14 protein-coding genes and 5 pseudogenes are annotated in these 17252 nt (G+C 66.3%); 10 read left to right on the forward strand and 9 right to left on the reverse strand.

Features of this window, described 5'->3' with window-relative positions:
- Positions 1 to 231: 231 nt before the first annotated feature.
- Entirely contained in the window at positions 232 to 1353 is a 1122-nt protein-coding gene (locus ACZ69M_RS27275) for an HNH endonuclease (protein WP_470053784.1), read from the reverse strand.
- A 163-nt stretch (positions 1354 to 1516) separates the two neighbouring features.
- On the opposite strand from ACZ69M_RS27275, the gene ACZ69M_RS27280 reads away from it, so the two are divergent.
- The 4 genes and pseudogenes from ACZ69M_RS27280 (at position 1517) to ACZ69M_RS27295 (ending at position 4949) form a co-directional block, all read left to right on the forward strand.
- Entirely contained in the window at positions 1517 to 2011 is a 495-nt protein-coding gene (locus ACZ69M_RS27280) for a MarR family winged helix-turn-helix transcriptional regulator (protein ID WP_470053786.1), read from the forward strand.
- 404 nt (positions 2012 to 2415) lie between these two features.
- A complete protein-coding gene (locus ACZ69M_RS27285) occupies positions 2416 to 3084 on the forward strand; it encodes a nitroreductase (protein WP_470053788.1) in 669 nt (222 codons plus the stop codon).
- 175 nt (positions 3085 to 3259) lie between these two features.
- Positions 3260 to 3739, forward strand: a pseudogene (locus ACZ69M_RS27290) (ketol-acid reductoisomerase); the annotation flags it as partial.
- A gap of 292 nt (positions 3740 to 4031) precedes the next feature.
- Positions 4032 to 4949, forward strand: a complete 918-nt coding sequence (locus ACZ69M_RS27295) for an RNA polymerase sigma-70 factor (protein WP_470053790.1) — start codon at positions 4032 to 4034, stop codon at positions 4947 to 4949.
- Positions 4950 to 5060: 111 nt separating this feature from the next.
- Here ACZ69M_RS27295 and ACZ69M_RS27300 read toward each other — a convergent pair whose 3' ends face one another.
- The 4 genes and pseudogenes from ACZ69M_RS27300 to ACZ69M_RS27315 form a co-directional block, all read right to left on the reverse strand.
- Positions 5061 to 5630 (reverse strand): helix-turn-helix domain-containing protein, encoded by a 570-nt coding sequence (locus tag ACZ69M_RS27300; protein ID WP_470053896.1) that lies wholly within the window; start codon positions 5628 to 5630, stop codon positions 5061 to 5063.
- A 143-nt stretch (positions 5631 to 5773) separates the two neighbouring features.
- Positions 5774 to 5965 (reverse strand): hypothetical protein, encoded by a 192-nt coding sequence (locus tag ACZ69M_RS27305; protein ID WP_470053792.1) that lies wholly within the window; start codon positions 5963 to 5965, stop codon positions 5774 to 5776.
- A gap of 55 nt (positions 5966 to 6020) precedes the next feature.
- Positions 6021 to 6959, reverse strand: a complete 939-nt coding sequence (locus tag ACZ69M_RS27310; RefSeq protein ID WP_470053794.1) for a sigma-70 family RNA polymerase sigma factor family protein — start codon at positions 6957 to 6959, stop codon at positions 6021 to 6023.
- A 420-nt stretch (positions 6960 to 7379) separates the two neighbouring features.
- A pseudogene (locus tag ACZ69M_RS27315) lies at positions 7380 to 8189 on the reverse strand (PP2C family protein-serine/threonine phosphatase); the annotation flags it as partial.
- Positions 8190 to 8576: 387 nt separating this feature from the next.
- Between ACZ69M_RS27315 and ACZ69M_RS27320 the strand changes: the two are divergent.
- Positions 8577 to 8830, forward strand: a pseudogene (locus tag ACZ69M_RS27320) (SDR family oxidoreductase); the annotation flags it as partial.
- A gap of 423 nt (positions 8831 to 9253) precedes the next feature.
- Here ACZ69M_RS27320 and qcrB read toward each other — a convergent pair.
- The 3 genes and pseudogenes from qcrB to ACZ69M_RS27335 form a co-directional block, all read right to left on the reverse strand.
- Positions 9254 to 10876, reverse strand: coding sequence for a cytochrome bc1 complex cytochrome b subunit (gene qcrB, locus ACZ69M_RS27325; protein WP_470053796.1), 1623 nt, complete (start codon positions 10874 to 10876; stop codon positions 9254 to 9256).
- A 231-nt stretch (positions 10877 to 11107) separates the two neighbouring features.
- Positions 11108 to 11338: pseudogene (locus ACZ69M_RS27330) on the reverse strand (WhiB family transcriptional regulator); the annotation flags it as partial.
- A 270-nt stretch (positions 11339 to 11608) separates the two neighbouring features.
- Positions 11609 to 11998 carry a transposase gene (locus tag ACZ69M_RS27335; RefSeq protein ID WP_470053798.1) on the reverse strand — a complete coding sequence of 130 codons (390 nt, stop codon included), beginning with the start codon at positions 11996 to 11998 and terminating at the stop codon, positions 11609 to 11611.
- 356 nt (positions 11999 to 12354) lie between these two features.
- On the opposite strand from ACZ69M_RS27335, the gene ACZ69M_RS27340 reads away from it, so the two are divergent.
- Positions 12355 to 12624, forward strand: a complete 270-nt coding sequence (locus ACZ69M_RS27340) for a DUF5133 domain-containing protein (RefSeq protein ID WP_470053800.1) — start codon at positions 12355 to 12357, stop codon at positions 12622 to 12624.
- A 227-nt stretch (positions 12625 to 12851) separates the two neighbouring features.
- The gene (locus tag ACZ69M_RS27345) at positions 12852 to 13502 is read left to right on the forward strand and encodes an FMN-dependent NADH-azoreductase (protein ID WP_470053802.1); all 651 of its coding nucleotides are present in this window, start codon (positions 12852 to 12854) and stop codon (positions 13500 to 13502) included.
- A gap of 305 nt (positions 13503 to 13807) precedes the next feature.
- Here ACZ69M_RS27345 and ACZ69M_RS27350 read toward each other — a convergent pair whose 3' ends face one another.
- Positions 13808 to 14293, reverse strand: a complete 486-nt coding sequence (locus ACZ69M_RS27350; RefSeq protein WP_470053804.1) for a MarR family winged helix-turn-helix transcriptional regulator — start codon at positions 14291 to 14293, stop codon at positions 13808 to 13810.
- A gap of 192 nt (positions 14294 to 14485) precedes the next feature.
- Here ACZ69M_RS27350 and ACZ69M_RS27355 point away from each other — a divergent pair.
- From ACZ69M_RS27355 to ACZ69M_RS27365, 3 genes and pseudogenes are all read left to right on the forward strand, one after another.
- Positions 14486 to 14874: pseudogene (locus ACZ69M_RS27355) on the forward strand (ATP-binding protein); the annotation flags it as partial.
- 273 nt (positions 14875 to 15147) lie between these two features.
- On the forward strand, positions 15148 to 16029 hold the full coding sequence (locus tag ACZ69M_RS27360) for a patatin-like phospholipase family protein (protein ID WP_470053806.1): 882 nt from the start codon (positions 15148 to 15150) through the stop codon (positions 16027 to 16029).
- Complete coding sequence (locus ACZ69M_RS27365) at positions 16026 to 17249, forward strand: macrolide family glycosyltransferase (protein ID WP_470053808.1); 1224 nt, start codon at positions 16026 to 16028, stop codon at positions 17247 to 17249. Before ACZ69M_RS27360 ends, ACZ69M_RS27365 begins: the two co-directional genes overlap by 4 nt.
- Positions 17250 to 17252 lie beyond the last annotated feature (3 nt).

Raw genomic sequence — 17252 nt, forward strand, 5'->3', positions numbered from 1 at the left:
TATCACGCCTGGGGCACGAGCAGCGTACGCGCGGGCGAGAGCGGACCGCACCACGCTTCTGAGGCTCCCGCCGGGCCGGCCTCTCCGCCCCGCAACGGCCGTGTCCGTGCCGACGTCCGGACTGCCGCCAACCTTCACCTCCAGCGCAACGCGAGCTCGTTGACGCCTCGCCGCGCCAGGGCGGCGGGACTCCCATCACCAGCCAGCCCCGTTCCTGACGCCTTGGCCGTCTCAGTCCGTTGGTGACAGGCCCCTCTGCTTCATCCAGCGGGCGAGTTCCTCGTCCACGCTCGGACAGCCCCTCTCCTTCGCGTCGGCGATCCGCTGTTCGGCCTGCTTGCGTGCCCTCGGCACGCCGTACGACGCGCAGGGGTAGCCGTACAGCCGATACCGGGTCTCGAACCACTCCCGGCGCGTCGGATCGGCGATTTCCGTGGCCACCGTGTCCAGGTCGTCGAGCAGACCCAAGACCTCTTCGTGGACCGAGAGGTACATCTCTCGGAGGCTCATGCTGCTGTCGTCGCGCCCACTCCGCCCTTGAGGGGTGCCGTTGCCGGACCAGCGGATCGTCAAGTCCATCCCGATGAACCAGGCCGGCGGGGTCTTGTCCCTCTTTCTCCGATCGCAGTCGTGACAGACCGGCACGAGGTTCGTCAGTTCATCCGCTCCTCCGTCGGCGAACGGAATCACGTGGTCCATGGTCTGTGAGCGGTCGCCGCAGTACATGCACTCGCCATTGTTGGCCGCGAGTACGGCGAGCCATTCCCAGATCATGAACCGCCGACGGCGCCTCACCCTGACGTCGTGGGGACCGCCACGTCCACGTCCGTGCATCCGGCGACCCAGGAGGCCACGAGGTCCTGGCCGTACTTCAAGTCGCTGATCGCGGAAAGTACAAGGGCGCCCTCGCTGTCCACAAGGCGCCATGCTCCTCGTCGAGACCCGGTGGCAGTGCGCCTCTTCCGAGGCCGACCGGCACCGATTCCGGGCACTCGGATCCTCTCCGGCACCGGCTTGAACCGGGAGCAGTCCGCACGTCCGGCCGTTGCCCCGACATGACGAACAGAGAGAGCGAGCGTCAGGGCCCCCTTTGAGACGGGATGCCGGCGGCGGAACGAAAGCGCGCGCCGACGACAGCCTGTGGCGTTCGTAGACGGCCCTTAAGAATCCCGCCCTCCAGGCCCTCGCCGAGCCGTCTGTGTCCGACCGACGACTCCGGCGCATCGACCACCACCGGTACGCCGACCATCGGCCCAGCCGGAGCCCGACTGCCGATCGACCCAGCGGCCGGCCAACCGCTACCCGTGAAGGTCCGCACGGGGACGTTGTGGAGCTCGACGACAACGGACACATGGACGTCCTCGACACGTCAGCCCAACTCGCCCAACTTCGTGCCCTCGTCGACCACATCCTCACGGCCACGAGCTGAAGGTCCTGGGTGCGAGAGAGAGCAGCACCACACAATTAGTTTCAAGTGAAACAGTATCGAATGTACATATGACTGTAATGTGACCTCGTGACCATCCACGCTCCTCACAGGACCACCCACTCCGCCACCTCGCGTGCGACCGACCGCCCCGGGGACACCTCACCTTTCGCTCTCGCCCTGCTGCTGCGGCGGGCGCACTGGCGTGCGGCCACGGCGATGACGGAGGCGCTCCGCCCGCTCGGTATCGAGTTGCGGCATTTCGCGGTGCTGATCGTGCTGGTCGACCGCGGGCCCACGATGCAGCGCGACCTGACGGCGGCAACAGGGTCGGACAAGGCGGGAATCATGCGGGTCGTGGACGATCTGGAACGCATGGGGCTGGCCGTACGCAAGAACGTTCCGGGAGACCGGCGGGTGCGGGCGGTGGAGATCACACCTCAGGGCGTCGAGCTTTTCGACGCGGCTCATGTGGCGGCGGAGCCGCTGGCCGAGCGCCTGGTTGCCGAGCTGGGACCCGGTGAGCCCGAGCAGTTGACGGGGCTGCTGACCCGGTTCGCCCATCCCGCGGAGGGCGAGGCGTAAGCGCGCACCCGCGCGGCGGTCGCCCGAGGCGTGGACGGTTTCCGCGCCGCATCACCTTCACAGCGAACCCGACCTGAGGGCTGCGACCGCCGTCGCCACACACCGGCCCGGCTGCGCGCATCACGGTCGGGAGCTTCATCGCCCCGACACTGCCGAACGGGCCGCATGCACCCAGGCCGACACATCGACCCGCAGCAAGCCTGCGCCAGGACGCCCACCCCACGGATCGGCGCGAAGACCACTCCCGCAGGGGACCAGCAGACGACGGCGACGCTCGCGACCCGCCCCGCACAAGTCCCCCTCTCCATGTGCACCGCCCCACCCTCGCCTAGATAATATTAAATGATACTGTCGCGACCGTGACAGTGACAGATGCGTCGGACAGAGAGGGGATGCAGGCGATCATGAACGTCTATGAAGCGGTCGCGAGTCGACGAGCTGTGCGGGGATTCACCGACCAGCAGGTCCCGCGGGAGGTGCTGGAGCGCGTGCTGTCCGCCGCGGCCTGGGCGCCGTCCGCATCGAACCTCCAACCGTGGCACGCCTACGTGCTGACCGGCCGGCCACTGGCTGAGCTCAAAAAGCGCGCCGGCGAGCGCATAGCCGCAGGCGACCCCTGGGACGAGCCGGAGTACGAGCAGTACCCGCCGGAGTTAAAAAGCCCCTACCAGGAGCGCCGATCCGCCTTCGGTGAACAGCGCTACGGCGCACTCGGTATTCCGCGTGAGGACCTGGAAGCGCGCCAGAGGGCCGCTGCCGCGAACTGGGACTGCTTCGGGGCACCCGCCGCCCTGTTCTGCTACATCGACCGCTGCATGGGCCGACCCCAGTGGTCCGACGTCGGTATGTACCTGCAGTCCGTCATGCTGCTGCTCCGCGCCGAAGGGCTGCACAGCTGCACGCAGATGGCATGGGCGAAGTATCACAAGACCGTCGCGGAGGTCCTGTCGCCCTCGGATGAACTCCTCCTCTTCTGCGGCATGTCGATCGGGCACGAGGACGGGACGTTAGGCGAACCCCGTATCGGCCGGGCGCCGCTCGACAACACGGTCACGTTCGTCGACGGTCGCTGACACCTTCGGCGTCTGGGGTCGGCGAGCAAGTACTCTCGCCCGTCTGGGCCATCAGGCTTACGGCGCTTGATCAGCCACGCGCCGATGCAAGCACGAAGAGCCCGAGCAGAGGCGACTTCGGAACGACATCGGCGATCGCGAGGGTGCGGAGCGCTGATCGCCAGGCTGTGTCCGCCACTGCTTCAATATCCGGTTCGGCTTCATCAAGCCCCCGGCCGGTATGGACGTGTGCTTGGTCGTCGCCAAGAGCCGGGCCACATGGTGCGCCCGTACGAGGAAGGCTGCGGCGTCCCGTGTCTCGTGGCGGTGGAGCAGGCGCTTTTCTGTGCGAAGGGCATCGGCGACACGCAGGCAGGCGTCATCAAGCTGAAGCTGATCGTGGAACTCACGTACGAGTGTGGCCCCGAAGAGATGCGCTGGTACACCTCCGAGTGGGGCGACTGCGTCACCGACGCCACCAAGGCCGAGATGAAGAAGGTCCTCACCCAAATCCCTGACGGTTCGTTCGCGAAGAACTGGGTGGAGAAGTACCGCGGCGGCCTGAAAGAGCACAACACCTACCGAGCAGCAGAACTCCGAGCACCTGCTGGAGACCATCCGCAGGCAGCTCCGCAGGCCGACGAGCTGCTCAGATCATCACTCCCCAACTTCGTGAAGAGCTGTTCCACGGCCTTCGCCCGGGCCATGCGCGGCCCTTCTGCCCCAGTCATGTCACAGGAACGAGCCGATCCCGGTCTATGGAACAGATGCGATTCGAGCAGTCGTGACTTTCAGTGACCACAGTTCCGGTACCACCCGAACGAGCCATTCAGCGCCTTACGCCCAGCAACACCTCGGTCTTCAAAAGAGCGCCTGACATCGCAGGCCGGAGCCATCCGCAACTGCGCGGTAGCCGCGTGGTCCCGCCGCTAGCCAGCCGTAACCGGAGCAACGGAGTACGCATCATCATGGATCTCGAACTGTCCACCCCGCGAGGGGACCTTGAAGAGGCTGTCTCTGTCTTTGTGCAGCACCGGGCACGTCTGTTCGGCATCGCCTACCGTGTGCTGGGCAGCGTGGCCGAGGCCGAGGACGTGGTCCAGGAGGTGTGGCTGCGCTGGCAGAAGACAGACCGCTCCGTGGTGGTCAGCCCGGTCGCCTTCCTCTCGAGCGCCACGACCCGTTTGGCGATCAACGTCACGCAATCGGCGCGTGTGCGCCGGGAGACCTACATCGGGCCCTGGCTGCCCGAGCCCATCGACACCAGCTCGGATCCGGAGGTGGGTGCACAGCGCGCAGAAGCCCTCGAACTGGCCCTGCTGCTGGTGCTGGAGAAGCTGAGTCCAACGGAACGCGCCGCGTACGTGCTGCGTGAAGCGTTCGATTACACCTACCCCGAAATCGCTGAAATCCTTCAGCTCAGCGTCGTCAACGTACGGAAGATCGTCAGCCGTGCTCGCAAGCATCTGTCGGACGAACAGCGGGAGAGCGTGGACACGGCGGAGCACCGGCGCCTTTTGAACGCCTTCCTCTCAGCGGCTCAAACGGGGGATGTGGCTTCACTGGAGACCCTTCTCACCGCCGATGCCGTCAGTCTGTCCGACGGAAACGGTCTCCAGGGCTGCGCTCGTATACCTGTGCTGGGCCGTGCACGTATCGCCAAAATGGCGACCTATCCGCAGCTGTGGCGGGAGGCGAAGCTCAGGTTGGTCGACGCCAACGGCTTTACGGGCGTGACGGTCTACCGGGATGGCCGACCCATGGCGTTCATGACGATAGCCGCCTCGAAGGAGGGCATCCACAAGGTGATGTGGGTGTTCAACCCGAGCAAGATCGCCGCGTTCCTCGGCTCGCGTTCCCGCGTCGCGGCGCCGGCAGGCCGGTGAACAAGTACATCCGGGTCACGCAGAGGTGCTGATACAGGCGGCCTTCCCGACGGATCCGTTACGAGATACGCGCCGACCTTCATCCCGGCCTGCTCCAACTCGCCTGCAGCATCATCTGCTTGAGGCGACTCCGAACCTCATTCTGAAATGATCAGTTAGTGTGATGCGCCAGAAATCCTGAGGGTTGCTCGGTTCCGATTGGGCTGTTGGGTGGGGCGATCCTGGTGAGGTAGCCGGCAAGGGATGTGAGGATCTCGCCGAGCAGCAGCCGATCCGTGTGAAGTGGACGTGGCAGCGGGGGTGCCGGGCGAGCCACTGCTGGATCTCAGAGGTCTTGTGGGTGACACAGTTGTCGCACACCAAGTGCACGTCGAGGTCGGCGGGCACGGCTTTGTCTGTGGCGGTCAGGAACTTCTTGAACTCGACCGCTCGATGGCAGCGGTGGAGTTCACCGATGAGTGTCTTTGCCCGATGCGGATTCCAGGGTCGCGACGATGACGTCTTCGACCTGGTCGAGCAGGATCGAGGGTGGGCGACCTGACCGGTTCGCGGTTCGTCGTGCAGGCCGTCCAGGCGATCGGCCCCAAAACGGGCCCGCCAACGGTCCACCATCGACTGGTCTACACCCAGATCGGCTGCGACTTGCTCGTTCGTCATGCCCTCGGCGCACGGCAGCACCATCTTCGCCCGCAACGCGAGGCGCAAGGTGGTCTTCGCCCGCCTCGACCAGCGCGCCAACTCGGCCCGCTCGCCCTCCGTCAGGGCCAGCTTGGACTTCGGCCGCCCGGCCGATGGCGCCCTCGTCCTCAAGCCCGGCCAGCCGCTCAGCAGCGAACTTCCCGCGCCACTTGCGGGACCGTGTTCACGCCGGCACCAACAGCGTGCGCGGCACCCGCATTCGACATCCCGTCAGCGCACGCCAGGATGATCCGGGCCCGCTCAGCCGTGCGCCGGTCCGGCAGCCCTGCCTGGTCCACAAGTTCGACCCGCTCCTCGTCGGACAGAACGATCTCCACAGCAGCAGAGCCTCAATGCACCATGAAAGGGCCGCACAGCAGCGCCCAGAAGCGATCAGGCCCAGCCATCACCCTGCTGTGACGGGCTCCGGTGCGAGTCGGCGTCGCCGGGGGTGGGGGGCTGGTTCCAGGAGCGTAGCTTGTCGGGATTGAGGACAACCCAGACCTGCGCGACATGGTGGTCGGCGACATCGAGGCTGATGACGGCGGCGACCTGCTGGTCATAGCGGGTGATGAGGCCGGTGCGGCCGTTTATGGAGTGGGTGCTCAGGGTGGTGCGGGGGTGGCGGGCCAGGAGTTTCAGCAGACTGTGGGCGACCTGACGGCTGCCGCGTACGGGCCTGCTCAGTGCGCGGACCTTGCCGCCGCCGTCGAAGAACGCCGTGGCGTCCGGGCACAGCAGCGACTCGAGCAGTTCGGCATCCTCGTTCACGCAGGCCTGACGGACGGCGAGGGCGAGGAGATCGTGCTCGTCCGGTGGGGTGGCGCGTGAGCGTTGCCTCCGAAGACTGTGGAGGGCCCGGTCGGCGAGCTCGACGCGCTCAGATTCTGAGTGTCCCACGATGTCGACCACCGTATCGGAGGCTATGCCGAAGACGTCATTGAGCACGAACGCCGCCCGCTCGGCCGGCGACAGAGAGTCCAGCGCGCTCAGCAGGACCCGGCTGACCTCCTCCGCCAGGCTCGTCTGCGCGTCCTCGGCGTCTCCCGTCTTCGTACGGTGCTCCCCTCTCTGGTCCCTCTGGCCGGTCGCATCCTGGTGGGGGCGAGCGAGCAGGCCCAGACAGATCCCGCCCGCGGTCTTCGCGAGCCAGTATCGGGGAGCTGTGATCCGCTCGCGCTCCGCGTCGGACAGCCCGTACCACCGACGGTAGGTCTCGCCGACGACACTCTCCGCCTCACGGGAGCTGCCCAGCATCCAGCTGGTGACTTCCAGCAGGTGCCGACGCTCATCAAGCAACTCCGCGACCGGCACCGCGTCAGCATGGTCCATACAGCATCCTCCCTCTCACAGGGCGCAGCACAACACGGCCGCACACAATTATCCCTTCAACCTTCAGAGGGCGTCAGAGATTTCTGCGTGCCGATGGCAAAGTGCCACCATGCAGCCCATGCAGCCCATGCGCCCGGTAAAGGGACTCCAACAGCCGATGACGAAGTCCTCGCACACGACGCGCCTCCTCCATTCCTGGGCTCAATCATTTGACCGGGTATGCACGCGTCTTGTGACATCGACTTTCCCGCACGCTCCCACATACTGACCGACCCGCACGGCACCCCGCCAGTAGCCTGAAACCAGGCAACTCGACTCCGCCCGACTCGGGACAGTCCGCCGGACTCCACGAAACGTGGGCATCTCGGACCACGGCCCAGGCGTGATCGATCATCGTCAATGGCATACCGACACGGGCGGTCAGCTCCCTGCGTTCCAGCCCAGGTGAAGAACTGCTACGTCGTCCGCCAGGCCCCCGAAGGGCGCCGCCCTGGACACAGCACCGTGGACCAAGGCGTCGATGAACTCCTGCCCCGGCAGGTGTCCGTGCTGCATCGCCAGCCTCAGCAGGCCTTCCTCGCCAAGTCGTGTGGAGGGGCCAGTCCTTCCTTCGAACAGTCCATCTGTAAAGAGAACGACGCTGTCACGCGGGGAAAGCGAGACACCGGTCTGAGTCCAATCCTCGCATCCCGGAAGCAGGCCCAGGGCAATTCCGGCCCGAGGCTCGACCCAGCGGATTTCCCCGCCGCTGCGTAGCAGAAGCCCCGGATGCCCGGCGCTCACCACGTTCAAAGACAATCCTCCCGGAGGGAAAACGAGCGACACAACAGTGCTGTAGGCGTCGTCGTCCGCTCTCTCATCGATCAAAATCTTCTCCAGGATGCGCAGTTGCTCGAACTGGGTTTTGCCGCAGAGAACAGCAGTCCGCCAAGCCACGCGCAGGTGAACCGCCAGAGCAGCCTCAGCCGCTCCATGCCCGGAGACATCTCCCAAGATCACGTGTACGGTCGAGTCCTCGGTTTGCACAATGTCGTAGAAGTCACCACACAACAGTGCGTGAGCCCGCCCTGGAATGTAACGCGAAGCGGCCGAGAAGTTGTCTTCACTCAGCGCCGGCGCCGGAAGCAGACCTCGTTGCAGAGATGCATTTTCCTGGGCGATCAGCGCGTTGAAATCCATCGCAGATCTGAGTGTCTCCAGGTGTTCTCGCCACACGGTATGCCGGGACGCAGGGGCGAATCTAACAGTTGCAGCCGTATAAGGCATTAGCACGGTACCCCACCTTCGATTCATGTGTGTTGCCACCTATCAACATCAGACAGGAGAGGAACTGGATCTGTGACATGAGAGGAGCAGGTGTATGGACGCACATGAAGTGAACCGCCTACGGGCGACGTCGGACGGTGGCAGGCAGAACTTGCACCAGCTCGTGAACCAGTTCACGTGGGATCCGATGCCGGCGAACGACCGCACGGCTCGGCCAGGGAAATTCCTCGATTTGTGCCGCGTGGATATAGCGGGTGAAGCGCCCCTCCGTTCTGTTCCAGTGCAGACAGAATTTGTGGGGTGCCGGTGAGCACCTCATCGTGGAAGCACATCCGCACCAGGAATCGCCGCGGCGAGGGTCTCGCCAAAATACCGAAGGACGCTTCGATGGTGATCGACGTGTCCCATTCCCACTCGTTCGAGGACGGGGCCGTCCTCGACTTCTTCCGCACCTCCACGGCCAACCTCCTCCAGGCGGAGGCCGAGGCGGGCGTACGGCACCATGTGGCGCTGTCCGTGGTGGGCACCGACCGGCTCCAGGAGAGCGACACTTCCGGGGCAAGAAGGCCCAGGAGGATCTGATCAAGGCATCCGGCATCCCGTACTTGGGGTCCCCTAGGCCCTGTCGTCACATTCCCGTCTGCCCCGCGACGCCATGCACGTACTCTCGCCGCACCGGGCACAGACCCAAGTACATCCAGTACGAGGGCCCGTGCCCGGCACGCCGAGAGCACGCACCTGACGCCGCAGGGCCCGCCCTCCGGGCGGACGACGGGAATGTGACGACAGGACCTAGGGCGACACCGTGCGTCTGCCCGACGCCAGGGTCAAGCCCGTGGTCTCCGACGACGTCGCCGCCGTGGGCCCGTACCTCGGTCGACGCTCCGGTCAACGGCGTGCTGGCGGCCGGAGGGCCCGGGGCGTTCCAACTGGAGGAGATCATCCGCATAGGGCTCCCCGCCACGAACGATCTCCCGGTAAGGCGAAGAAACCGGTTCGCCATGTTTCGCGAAGTGCACTCGAAAGCCTCAGTGCGTGTGCTCGCCGGCTATTTCTTTGTATTCCTGTGCGGTCGGCTTGGTGATCTGGGCGTCTTCGCCGTAGAAGCCACGGCTGAGCCTGACACGAAGGCGCCGAGCGCGACGGGTGCCCGCACCGGAGGCGTTTTCGTCGGGGCCAGGGTCGATCGGCCTGTATTGCTCATGCTGGGTCAGAAGGTGGAGTTTCTCCTGGCTGAGTGGCGCGTGCACCTCGACGAACTCGCCGTGCGGCAAACGCTTGATGACGCCGGTCTCGCGGCCGTGCAGCGTCCGGTCGCGGTCTCTGCGCTGAAGGCCGAGGGCGCACCTCTTCGTCACGACGTAGGCCGTGAAAGGCACGATGAAGAGGCCGACACGAACCGCCCAGGTCACGGATTCGACGGAGACATGGAAGCGGGTGGCGATGATGTCGTTTGCCGCGCCGATCACCGCGACCAGATAGAAGCTGATCCAGGCGACACCGAGTGCCGTACGCACGGGGCGGTTGCGCGGTCTGTCGAGAAGGTGCTGCTCTCGGTCGTCGCCGGTCACCCAGGACTCGATGAACGGGTAGACGCCCAGGGCGAGGAAGAGGCCAACTCCCGCCGTCAGGGGAATCAGGTTGTCCAGAGCCAGCGTGTGGCCCCAGAAGGTGACTTCCCAGCCGGGCATGACCCGCAGCAGCCCGTCCGCCACGCCCATGTACCAGTCGGGCTGGGATCCGGCGGAGACCTGGTCGGCACGGTGGGGGCCGTACAGCCAGATGGGATTGATCTGCGCGATCGCGGCGACGACGAAGATGACACCGGATACCAGGAAGAAGAATCCCGCGGATTTCACGGCCCGTACCTTCAGCGGCAGACCCACGACGTTCTTGTTGCTGCGCCCGGACCCCGGATACTGAGTGTGCTTGTGGCGGACCATCAGGATCAGATGGGCGGTGAGCAGTGCTACCAGGAGGGCCGGGATGATCAGGACGTGGATCGTGTTGAAGCGCGCCACCAGATCGCCCCCGGGGAACTCGCCTCCGAACAGGAACATCGAGAGGTAGGTTCCGACGATCGGGATGGAAAGGATCGTTCCGTTGACGACCGCTAGCCCGGTCCCGGAGAGAAGGTCGTCGGGAAGGTCGTAACCCGTCAGCCCTCCGAACATTCCGAGGATCAGCAGCAGGAATCCGAACAGCCAGTTCAGTTCGCGGGGCTTACGGAAGGCGCCGGTGAAGAAGACGCGCATCATATGGGCGAGGATGGCGCCGACGAAGACCAGCGCCGCCCAGTGATGGGCCTGTCGGATCAGCAGCCCGCCGCGGACGTCGAAGGAGATGTGCAGCGTCGAATCGAACGCCTCCGACATCATCTGGCCCTTCAGCGGCGCGTAACTGCCGTTGTAGCGCACTTCGTTCATGGACGGGTGAAAGTACAATGTCAAATACACGCCCGTGGCGATGAGGACGATCAGGCTGTAGAGGCAGATCTCTCCCAGCAGGAACGACCAGTGGTCCGGAAAGGCGGCCCTGCGCGCTTTCGCCCTGATCCGACTGAAGCCACCGAGGCGTCCGTCGACCCAGTCCGCAACCTTCTCCCCCCTATCTACTTGCCGCACTTCGTTTTCCTCGCTCCGGTCACCCATACCCCTGCCACCCCTATTCCTCGATCGCCCCAAAAGGCTGATTTCTAACTTCGTGAAATCCGTGCTTCTCGGTCTCGTCGTGAACTCCTTCGGCGACGAGCAGAGATCGAAGTGCGGCGTATTGTGTCGTCGCCTGTCGGTGGCGGATGAGAGACAGGCACGCCTCGGGTCAGCAGGCTCATCGGCTGCTTCCACCCATATGACCGGGCATGAGGCATGGATGTGACACCGTCACGCCGCCGTTGTGACGTTCCGCTTTGTCCGGCAGGCCTCGTTCTGCCTCAGCACACGGCGTTCGATCTCGGTCGTACCGCCCCCGACTCCTTCCACCTGCCCCCTCCGCAGGGCCCGGTCGAGGCACTCCCGCACGACAGCGCAGCGGTCGCAGACAGCCTCGACTTCGTCGATCCGTGTGAGCGCCGGACCGCTCTGGCTTATGGGGGAGAAAATGTCAGGGTCTACGCGTAGACAACCGCCCGTTCACGCCAATGCATCGCGTAGTTGCCTCGTCGTCCTGGAGGCATGGAAATGCAGACCTCCAGGGTGCGTAATTCGGCAGGAGGCCTCAGAATCCGATCACGGTCTTCCTCGCCTCTGCGAAGAGGTGCCGGGCCCATGACTGAGACCGGTCGCTCGTAGTATTTGTGACACGCAGCCGAGTTCTGCGCGGGTTTGAAAGAGCTCCCTATGTTGCTCTGCGGGCTGGAGCCGCCCTGACCATCGCGACCCTCCTCAACGACGACGACCAGCCGGTCGGCGCCGCAGTTGCCGGGTGGGTGGTGCGGGTCTTCTCCAAATCCAAGGCCGGGCATGGGCGTTGGGCTGGGATGCTGCCAGGTGGGTGGCTTGCTCGACTTCGGATGGTCCGGCGAAGGACTGGTCGGCGAGGGCGGCCTTGCGGAAGATAAGCCACCAGCCCTCCTGGAGGTCGAGCCAGCGGGCGCCGACGGGGACAAAGACGTGCCGAATTCTGGGAGGGTCCTCAAGCCAGGTCCGGGTGGACAGGCTGTCGCGGGAGGACGGGTTGTCGGTGACGACGTAGAGGTCCCCAACGGGATGGGCTGTCTCGAGCTTCTGAAGAATCTGCTGGTGGAAGGCGCTGTTGCGGGAGGAGGCGGTCATGGTGACCTCGTGTCCGTCCCACTCCCTCAGCGCGCCGCAGACTCAGGTCTTCACCGGCCCGCGACGGTATGCGACCTCGGATTTGATGTGGTGGCCGTCCGGCGGCCGGCCCGGCGCCGGCGGGAACATGCGGAGGATCACCGACCAGATGGACCAGACGAGCCAGGACGGTGTGACACGGCCGCGGCAATGGAGCGCTGGAGCGCTGGAGCCAATCTCGTCACAGAAGTTGGGGGCACCCGGTCTTCACTGAAGGCAGCGGTGTGGGCCACGAAGGCACATGAACGCTGTCGTCGCCCAGCGCGATGTTGGCTGAGGTGCAGGTGCGACTCGACATCTAAAGAGAGGACCTGGCTGTGCTCGTTGTCCCGGATCCGAAGGTCGTCAGAAGGCTGCTGACCCGGTACGCGTCCCTGCAGATCTCGCTCGCCGAAAGAGAGGGGCGGGAAAGGGCACGCGAGCTTGAGGACGTGAGTTACACGCTGTGCATCACGATGGGAACCCAGAACGTGCACCAGGCCATCGCGGCCGCGGACACGCTGCTCGTGGCCCGGGCCAGCCGGGGCCGTGTCCAGGAACCGGAGCCAGAGCCGGACGGCGAGGACGGTTTGCCGGTGCTCGCCTGAGGCCTCGCCAGGACCGCAACGCCTGGTCGGCGAGGAGGAGCCGGCCGACTATCCCATCCGACTCCGCCTTGCCCATGGACGGACCCCGTACTCCCCATAAGGGTCCGTGATCGCCTCTGCCCTCCCCTCACTCGATCCGGGCACCCATTTCGCTCGTGATAGTCTCATTCACTACCATCTCGAATGCGACTATCACCGAGTACTAATCCTCTCTTAGGAGAAGGTCCATGGCCACGCTGCTGCACATCGACTCGTCCGTGTTCCCCGGCGAGGCGTCCTCGTCCCGTTCCGTCACAGCCGCCTTCCGCAGGACATGGGAGGAGCAGCACCCAGAGGGCACCGTCATCTACCGCGACCTCGCCGCCGACCCTGTCCCGCACATCACCGCCGCCGCCTGGTCCGCCGGATACGCCGCCCCCGCCGAGCGCACCCCGGAGCAGTCCGCCGCGTTCGCCGCGCGTGTGAAGCTCATCGAGGAGCTGGAGCGGGCGGACGCCGTCCTGATCGGCGCGCCCATGTACAACTTCTCGATCCCCTCGACCCTCAAGACATGGCTGGACAGCGTGCTCCTGCTCGGCCGCACCGCCGGCGAGACCCCCTCCGCTCAGGGCACTCCGACCGTCGTCGTCGCCAGCCGCGGCGGCTCCTACGCACCCGGCACCCCGCGCGAGGGGTACGACTTCGTGCAGAACTACCTGGAGGTCGTCCTCAAAAACACGCTCGGCCTGGACCTCCACTTCATCGTCCCGGAACTCACCATGGCCCCCCGCAACCCGGCCATGTCCGAACTGATCCCCCGCTACGAGACCTCCCGCAAGCGCGCCTTGGAGGACGCGGCTGCCAAGGCCAAGGAACTCGCGGAACTCCTCGCCGCGTAGAACACCCTGCGATGGACACCGTGTGACGCCTCGGCACAGGACGTCACACGGTGTCCGTGTCGCCTGCGCCCTGACCGGGACGGTGGCGCTCTACCCCTGAAGGACGGCGGGTGGCCCGACTTCAGGGTGGCCTAGGTGTTCGGCCTGTTGGCAGGGCGCACCTCGGGACGATGGCAACGAGGTCCTGGCCGCAGCCGGGCCGATGTGTGGCGACGACGGTCGCAGCCCTCAGGTCGGGTTCGCTGTGAAGGTGATGCGGCGCGGAAACCGTCCACGCCTCGGGCGACCGCCGCGCGGGTGCGCGCTTACGCCTCGCCCTCCGCGGGATGGGCGAACCGGGTCAGCAGCCCCGTCAACTGCTCGGGCTCACCGGGTCCCAGCTCGGCAACCAGGCGCTCGGCCAGCGGCTCCGCCGCCACATGAGCCGCGTCGAAAAGCTCGACGCCCTGAGGCGTGATCTCCACCGCCCGCACCCGCCGGTCCCCCGGAACGTTCTTGCGTACGGCCAGCCCCATGCGTTCCAAGTCGTCCACGACCCGCATGATTCCCGCCTTGTCCGACCCCGTCTCCGTCGCCAGGTCACGCTGCACCGTGGGCCCGCGGTCGACCAGCACGATCAGCACCGCGAAATGCCGCAACTCGATACCGAGCGGGCGGAGCGCCTCCGTCATCACCGCGGCCGCACGCCAGTGCGCCCGCCGCAGCAGCAGGCCGAGAGCGAAAGGCGAGGTGTCCCCGGGGCGGTCGGTCGCACGCGAGGAGGCGGTGGGCTGAGGAGCGTCGGCAATCACACCTCAAGGTTACCAGCTACACATTCATCCGATACGGTATCGTTTGAAACAAAACATGCTATGCCTGCCTCTGCCGCGCCCCCCTAGCCGGTGCGGGATCGCACCGGGGTGCTGGACGCTCGTCTTGACGGGGTCAACCGTGAAACGATCGTGAAGAGAGCCGATGGCAAAGGCAATCCTGCGGTCATCCGCGTCGCCGAGTGGGACGTCCCCCAGACGCGGCCGCCGCGGCGGAGACACGCAAGCTGGTGGACGAGCGACTCACCCCCTGGAGACTGGAGGAGGCCACGTTCACCATGGAACTGGTGGTCAGCGAACTGGTCACCAACGCGATCCGATACGGCACCGGACCGATCCGCCTGCGGCTGATCAAGGAGCGGTCCCTCATCTGCGAGGTCTCCGACAGCAGCAGCACCGCGCCCCGTCTGCGCCGGGCCCGGGTCAGCGACGAGGGTGGCCGGGGACTGTTCCTCGTTGCCGAACTCACTCAGCACTGGGGCACCCGCTACACCTCGGCGGACAAGACCATGTGGGCCGAACAAGCCCTGGGTCGATCGCCGCGGACGGCGCCCTCTTTCTGACAGGTTCTGACAGGTTCTGACAGGTCGATGGTTCCTGGTGTTCTCCCCCGTGTCTTCCGGGTTGCCGTCCGCGGGTTCGCTTCACGGCCCAGCGCTTCGCCGGCGGGGCCGGTGTCACAGATCGGGTGGCGGCCCGGTCGTACTTGCGAAACCAATCCGATCCGGCTGCCCTGGTCAGAAAGGCGGAGGGTCTACTTGCCGCAAGGACGAATCCCATCGAGCCGCCCGCCCGACGTTCCCCCGTCGACCGGCTTGCACTCCCTTCCCCGTCCCGTGGCCGTGGTGGTGGGCGCCGGTGGCGTACTCGGAGCGGCGCATGTCGGTATCGGGTACGCGCTGGAACAGCGCGGATTCGTCCCGGACATGATCATCGGAACGTCGGTGGGTGCTCTCAACGGAGCCATCGCGGCCGCCCACCCCGACAGCGCCGCGCCATGGCTGGACCACGTGTGGACCCAGTTGCATCGCCGTGAGGTCTATCCGCTCGGCCACCGCCTGTTCTCACGAACCAGCGTCTTCACCGATCGAGGGCTGCGCCGGCTGATCGCCCGGGCCGGGCTGCCGTCGCGCATCGAGCAGCTGTCGGTCCCGTTCACCGCCGTGGCCATGGACCTGGTCACCGGCAATGCGGTGCTGCTCGACCACGGAGACCTGGAGTCCGCGCTGCTGGCCAGTGCGGCCATTCCCGGGATGCTGCCCCCGGTCGACCGGGGAGGACGGGTGCTCGTCGACGGTGGGGTGATCGCCTACGTACCGGTGTTGGCGGCCCTGCAGGCCGGGGCGGCGAGCGTGGTAGTGCTGTCGACCGGGCCGGAAAGCGCGCCGTTGCGCCCCGCCACCCCACGCCGACGTGCCAGTGCCATCGCCGCCAGGGCCGGGACCCTGCTGTTGCACCATCAGATCGAACGTGACCTGCACGAGGTTTCCAAGCGCATCCCGACCGTCGTGCTGCCGACCGGCATCGAAACCTGGCCCGCACCATGGGACTTCCGCCAGGCCCAGCGCCTGATCAGCACCGCGTCCCGCACGGCGGGGCGCTTCCTCGACGGGCTAGACGTCAACGGTCCGGGCCTGTACCGGGTCGACGGCCCTTCGCTGCCATCCGCCAGTCCGGGCGCGGCATCCGCTTCTTCCACGTCAGGGGTTGACCAGTGAGCACCATCGCCTTCCTCAACATCGGCATGCACGGGCACATCAACCCGACGCTGCCGGTGGTGGCCGAGCTCGTCCGGCGCGGCCATTCGGTGACCTACCACACCCCACCCGCGTTCCGTGGGGAGATCGAGGCCACCGGCGCGACTGTGTACCCCTACCCCGGGGGCGACCAGCCGCTCCCCGACCCACCGACGCCGGCCACGTTCATAGAGGCGCTCGGGCTCGGTGCCGTCCGCCTGCTACCCGCTGTGCTCAGCGATCTGCGCCGCGTCCGACCCGACTTGATCGTCCACGACAGCGACTGCTTGTGGGGCGCAATCGCCGCTCGCGAACTCAAGGTGCCTGCGGCTTCGTCGTTCACCACGTTCGCCTACAACCGGCATGTACCCAGCATCACTCGCGGTTCATGGAACCTCTTGGCCTCGGCGATGGCCCGGCCGCGCGGCCTCGCGGCCTACCTCCGGGCTCGCTGGAGTCTGCGGCGCCGCTTCGACACGCGCGGATTGCCACTGGTCGACCTGCTGAACATCCGCCAGCCGCTCAACCTGGTCTACACCTCGCGGTCGTTCCAGCCCGCAGCCGACGAGTTCGACCAGTCCTACCGGTTCGTCGGCCCGAGCGTGGGGGCCCGCCCCGTCGACCCGTCGTTTCCGGCCGAACAGCTGCAGGATCCAGTCCTGTACGCCTCGCTGGGCACGGTGTTCAACGCCGGCCCGCAGCTGCTACGCACCTTCGCCACCGCCCTCGCCCCGCTGGGCGGGACCGTGATCATCGCCACCGGGCAGACCGATCCCTCCGCACTGGAGCCGTTGCCGGCGAATGTGCTCGCCCGTCGCTTCGTCCCACAACCGGAGGTACTGGCCCGCGCGGCGCTGTTCGTCACCCATGGCGGGATGAACAGCGTCAGCGAGGCCCTGTACGCCGGGGTTCCGCTGCTGGTGGTCCCGCAGGGCGCTGACCAGCCGATGGTGGCCCGGCAAGTCGCCGAACGCGGCGCCGGCCTGTCGATCCGTCCCCAGGACGTCACCGAGTCCTCCGTACGTGCCCTCGCCCGTCGCCTTCTGGACGACCCCTCGTTCCGGGCAGCCGCAGCGACTCTGAAGGCCGCCGAGGTCGAGGCGGGGGGTTACCGGCGGGCCGCCGACGAACTTGAGCGATACCTGGATGCCAACGGCTCGGCCGGCCGGCCGGCTCCCGCCGATCCCGCACAGCGAGGCTGACCG

It is taken from the genome of Streptomyces sp. NPDC107454, assembly GCF_055582885.1.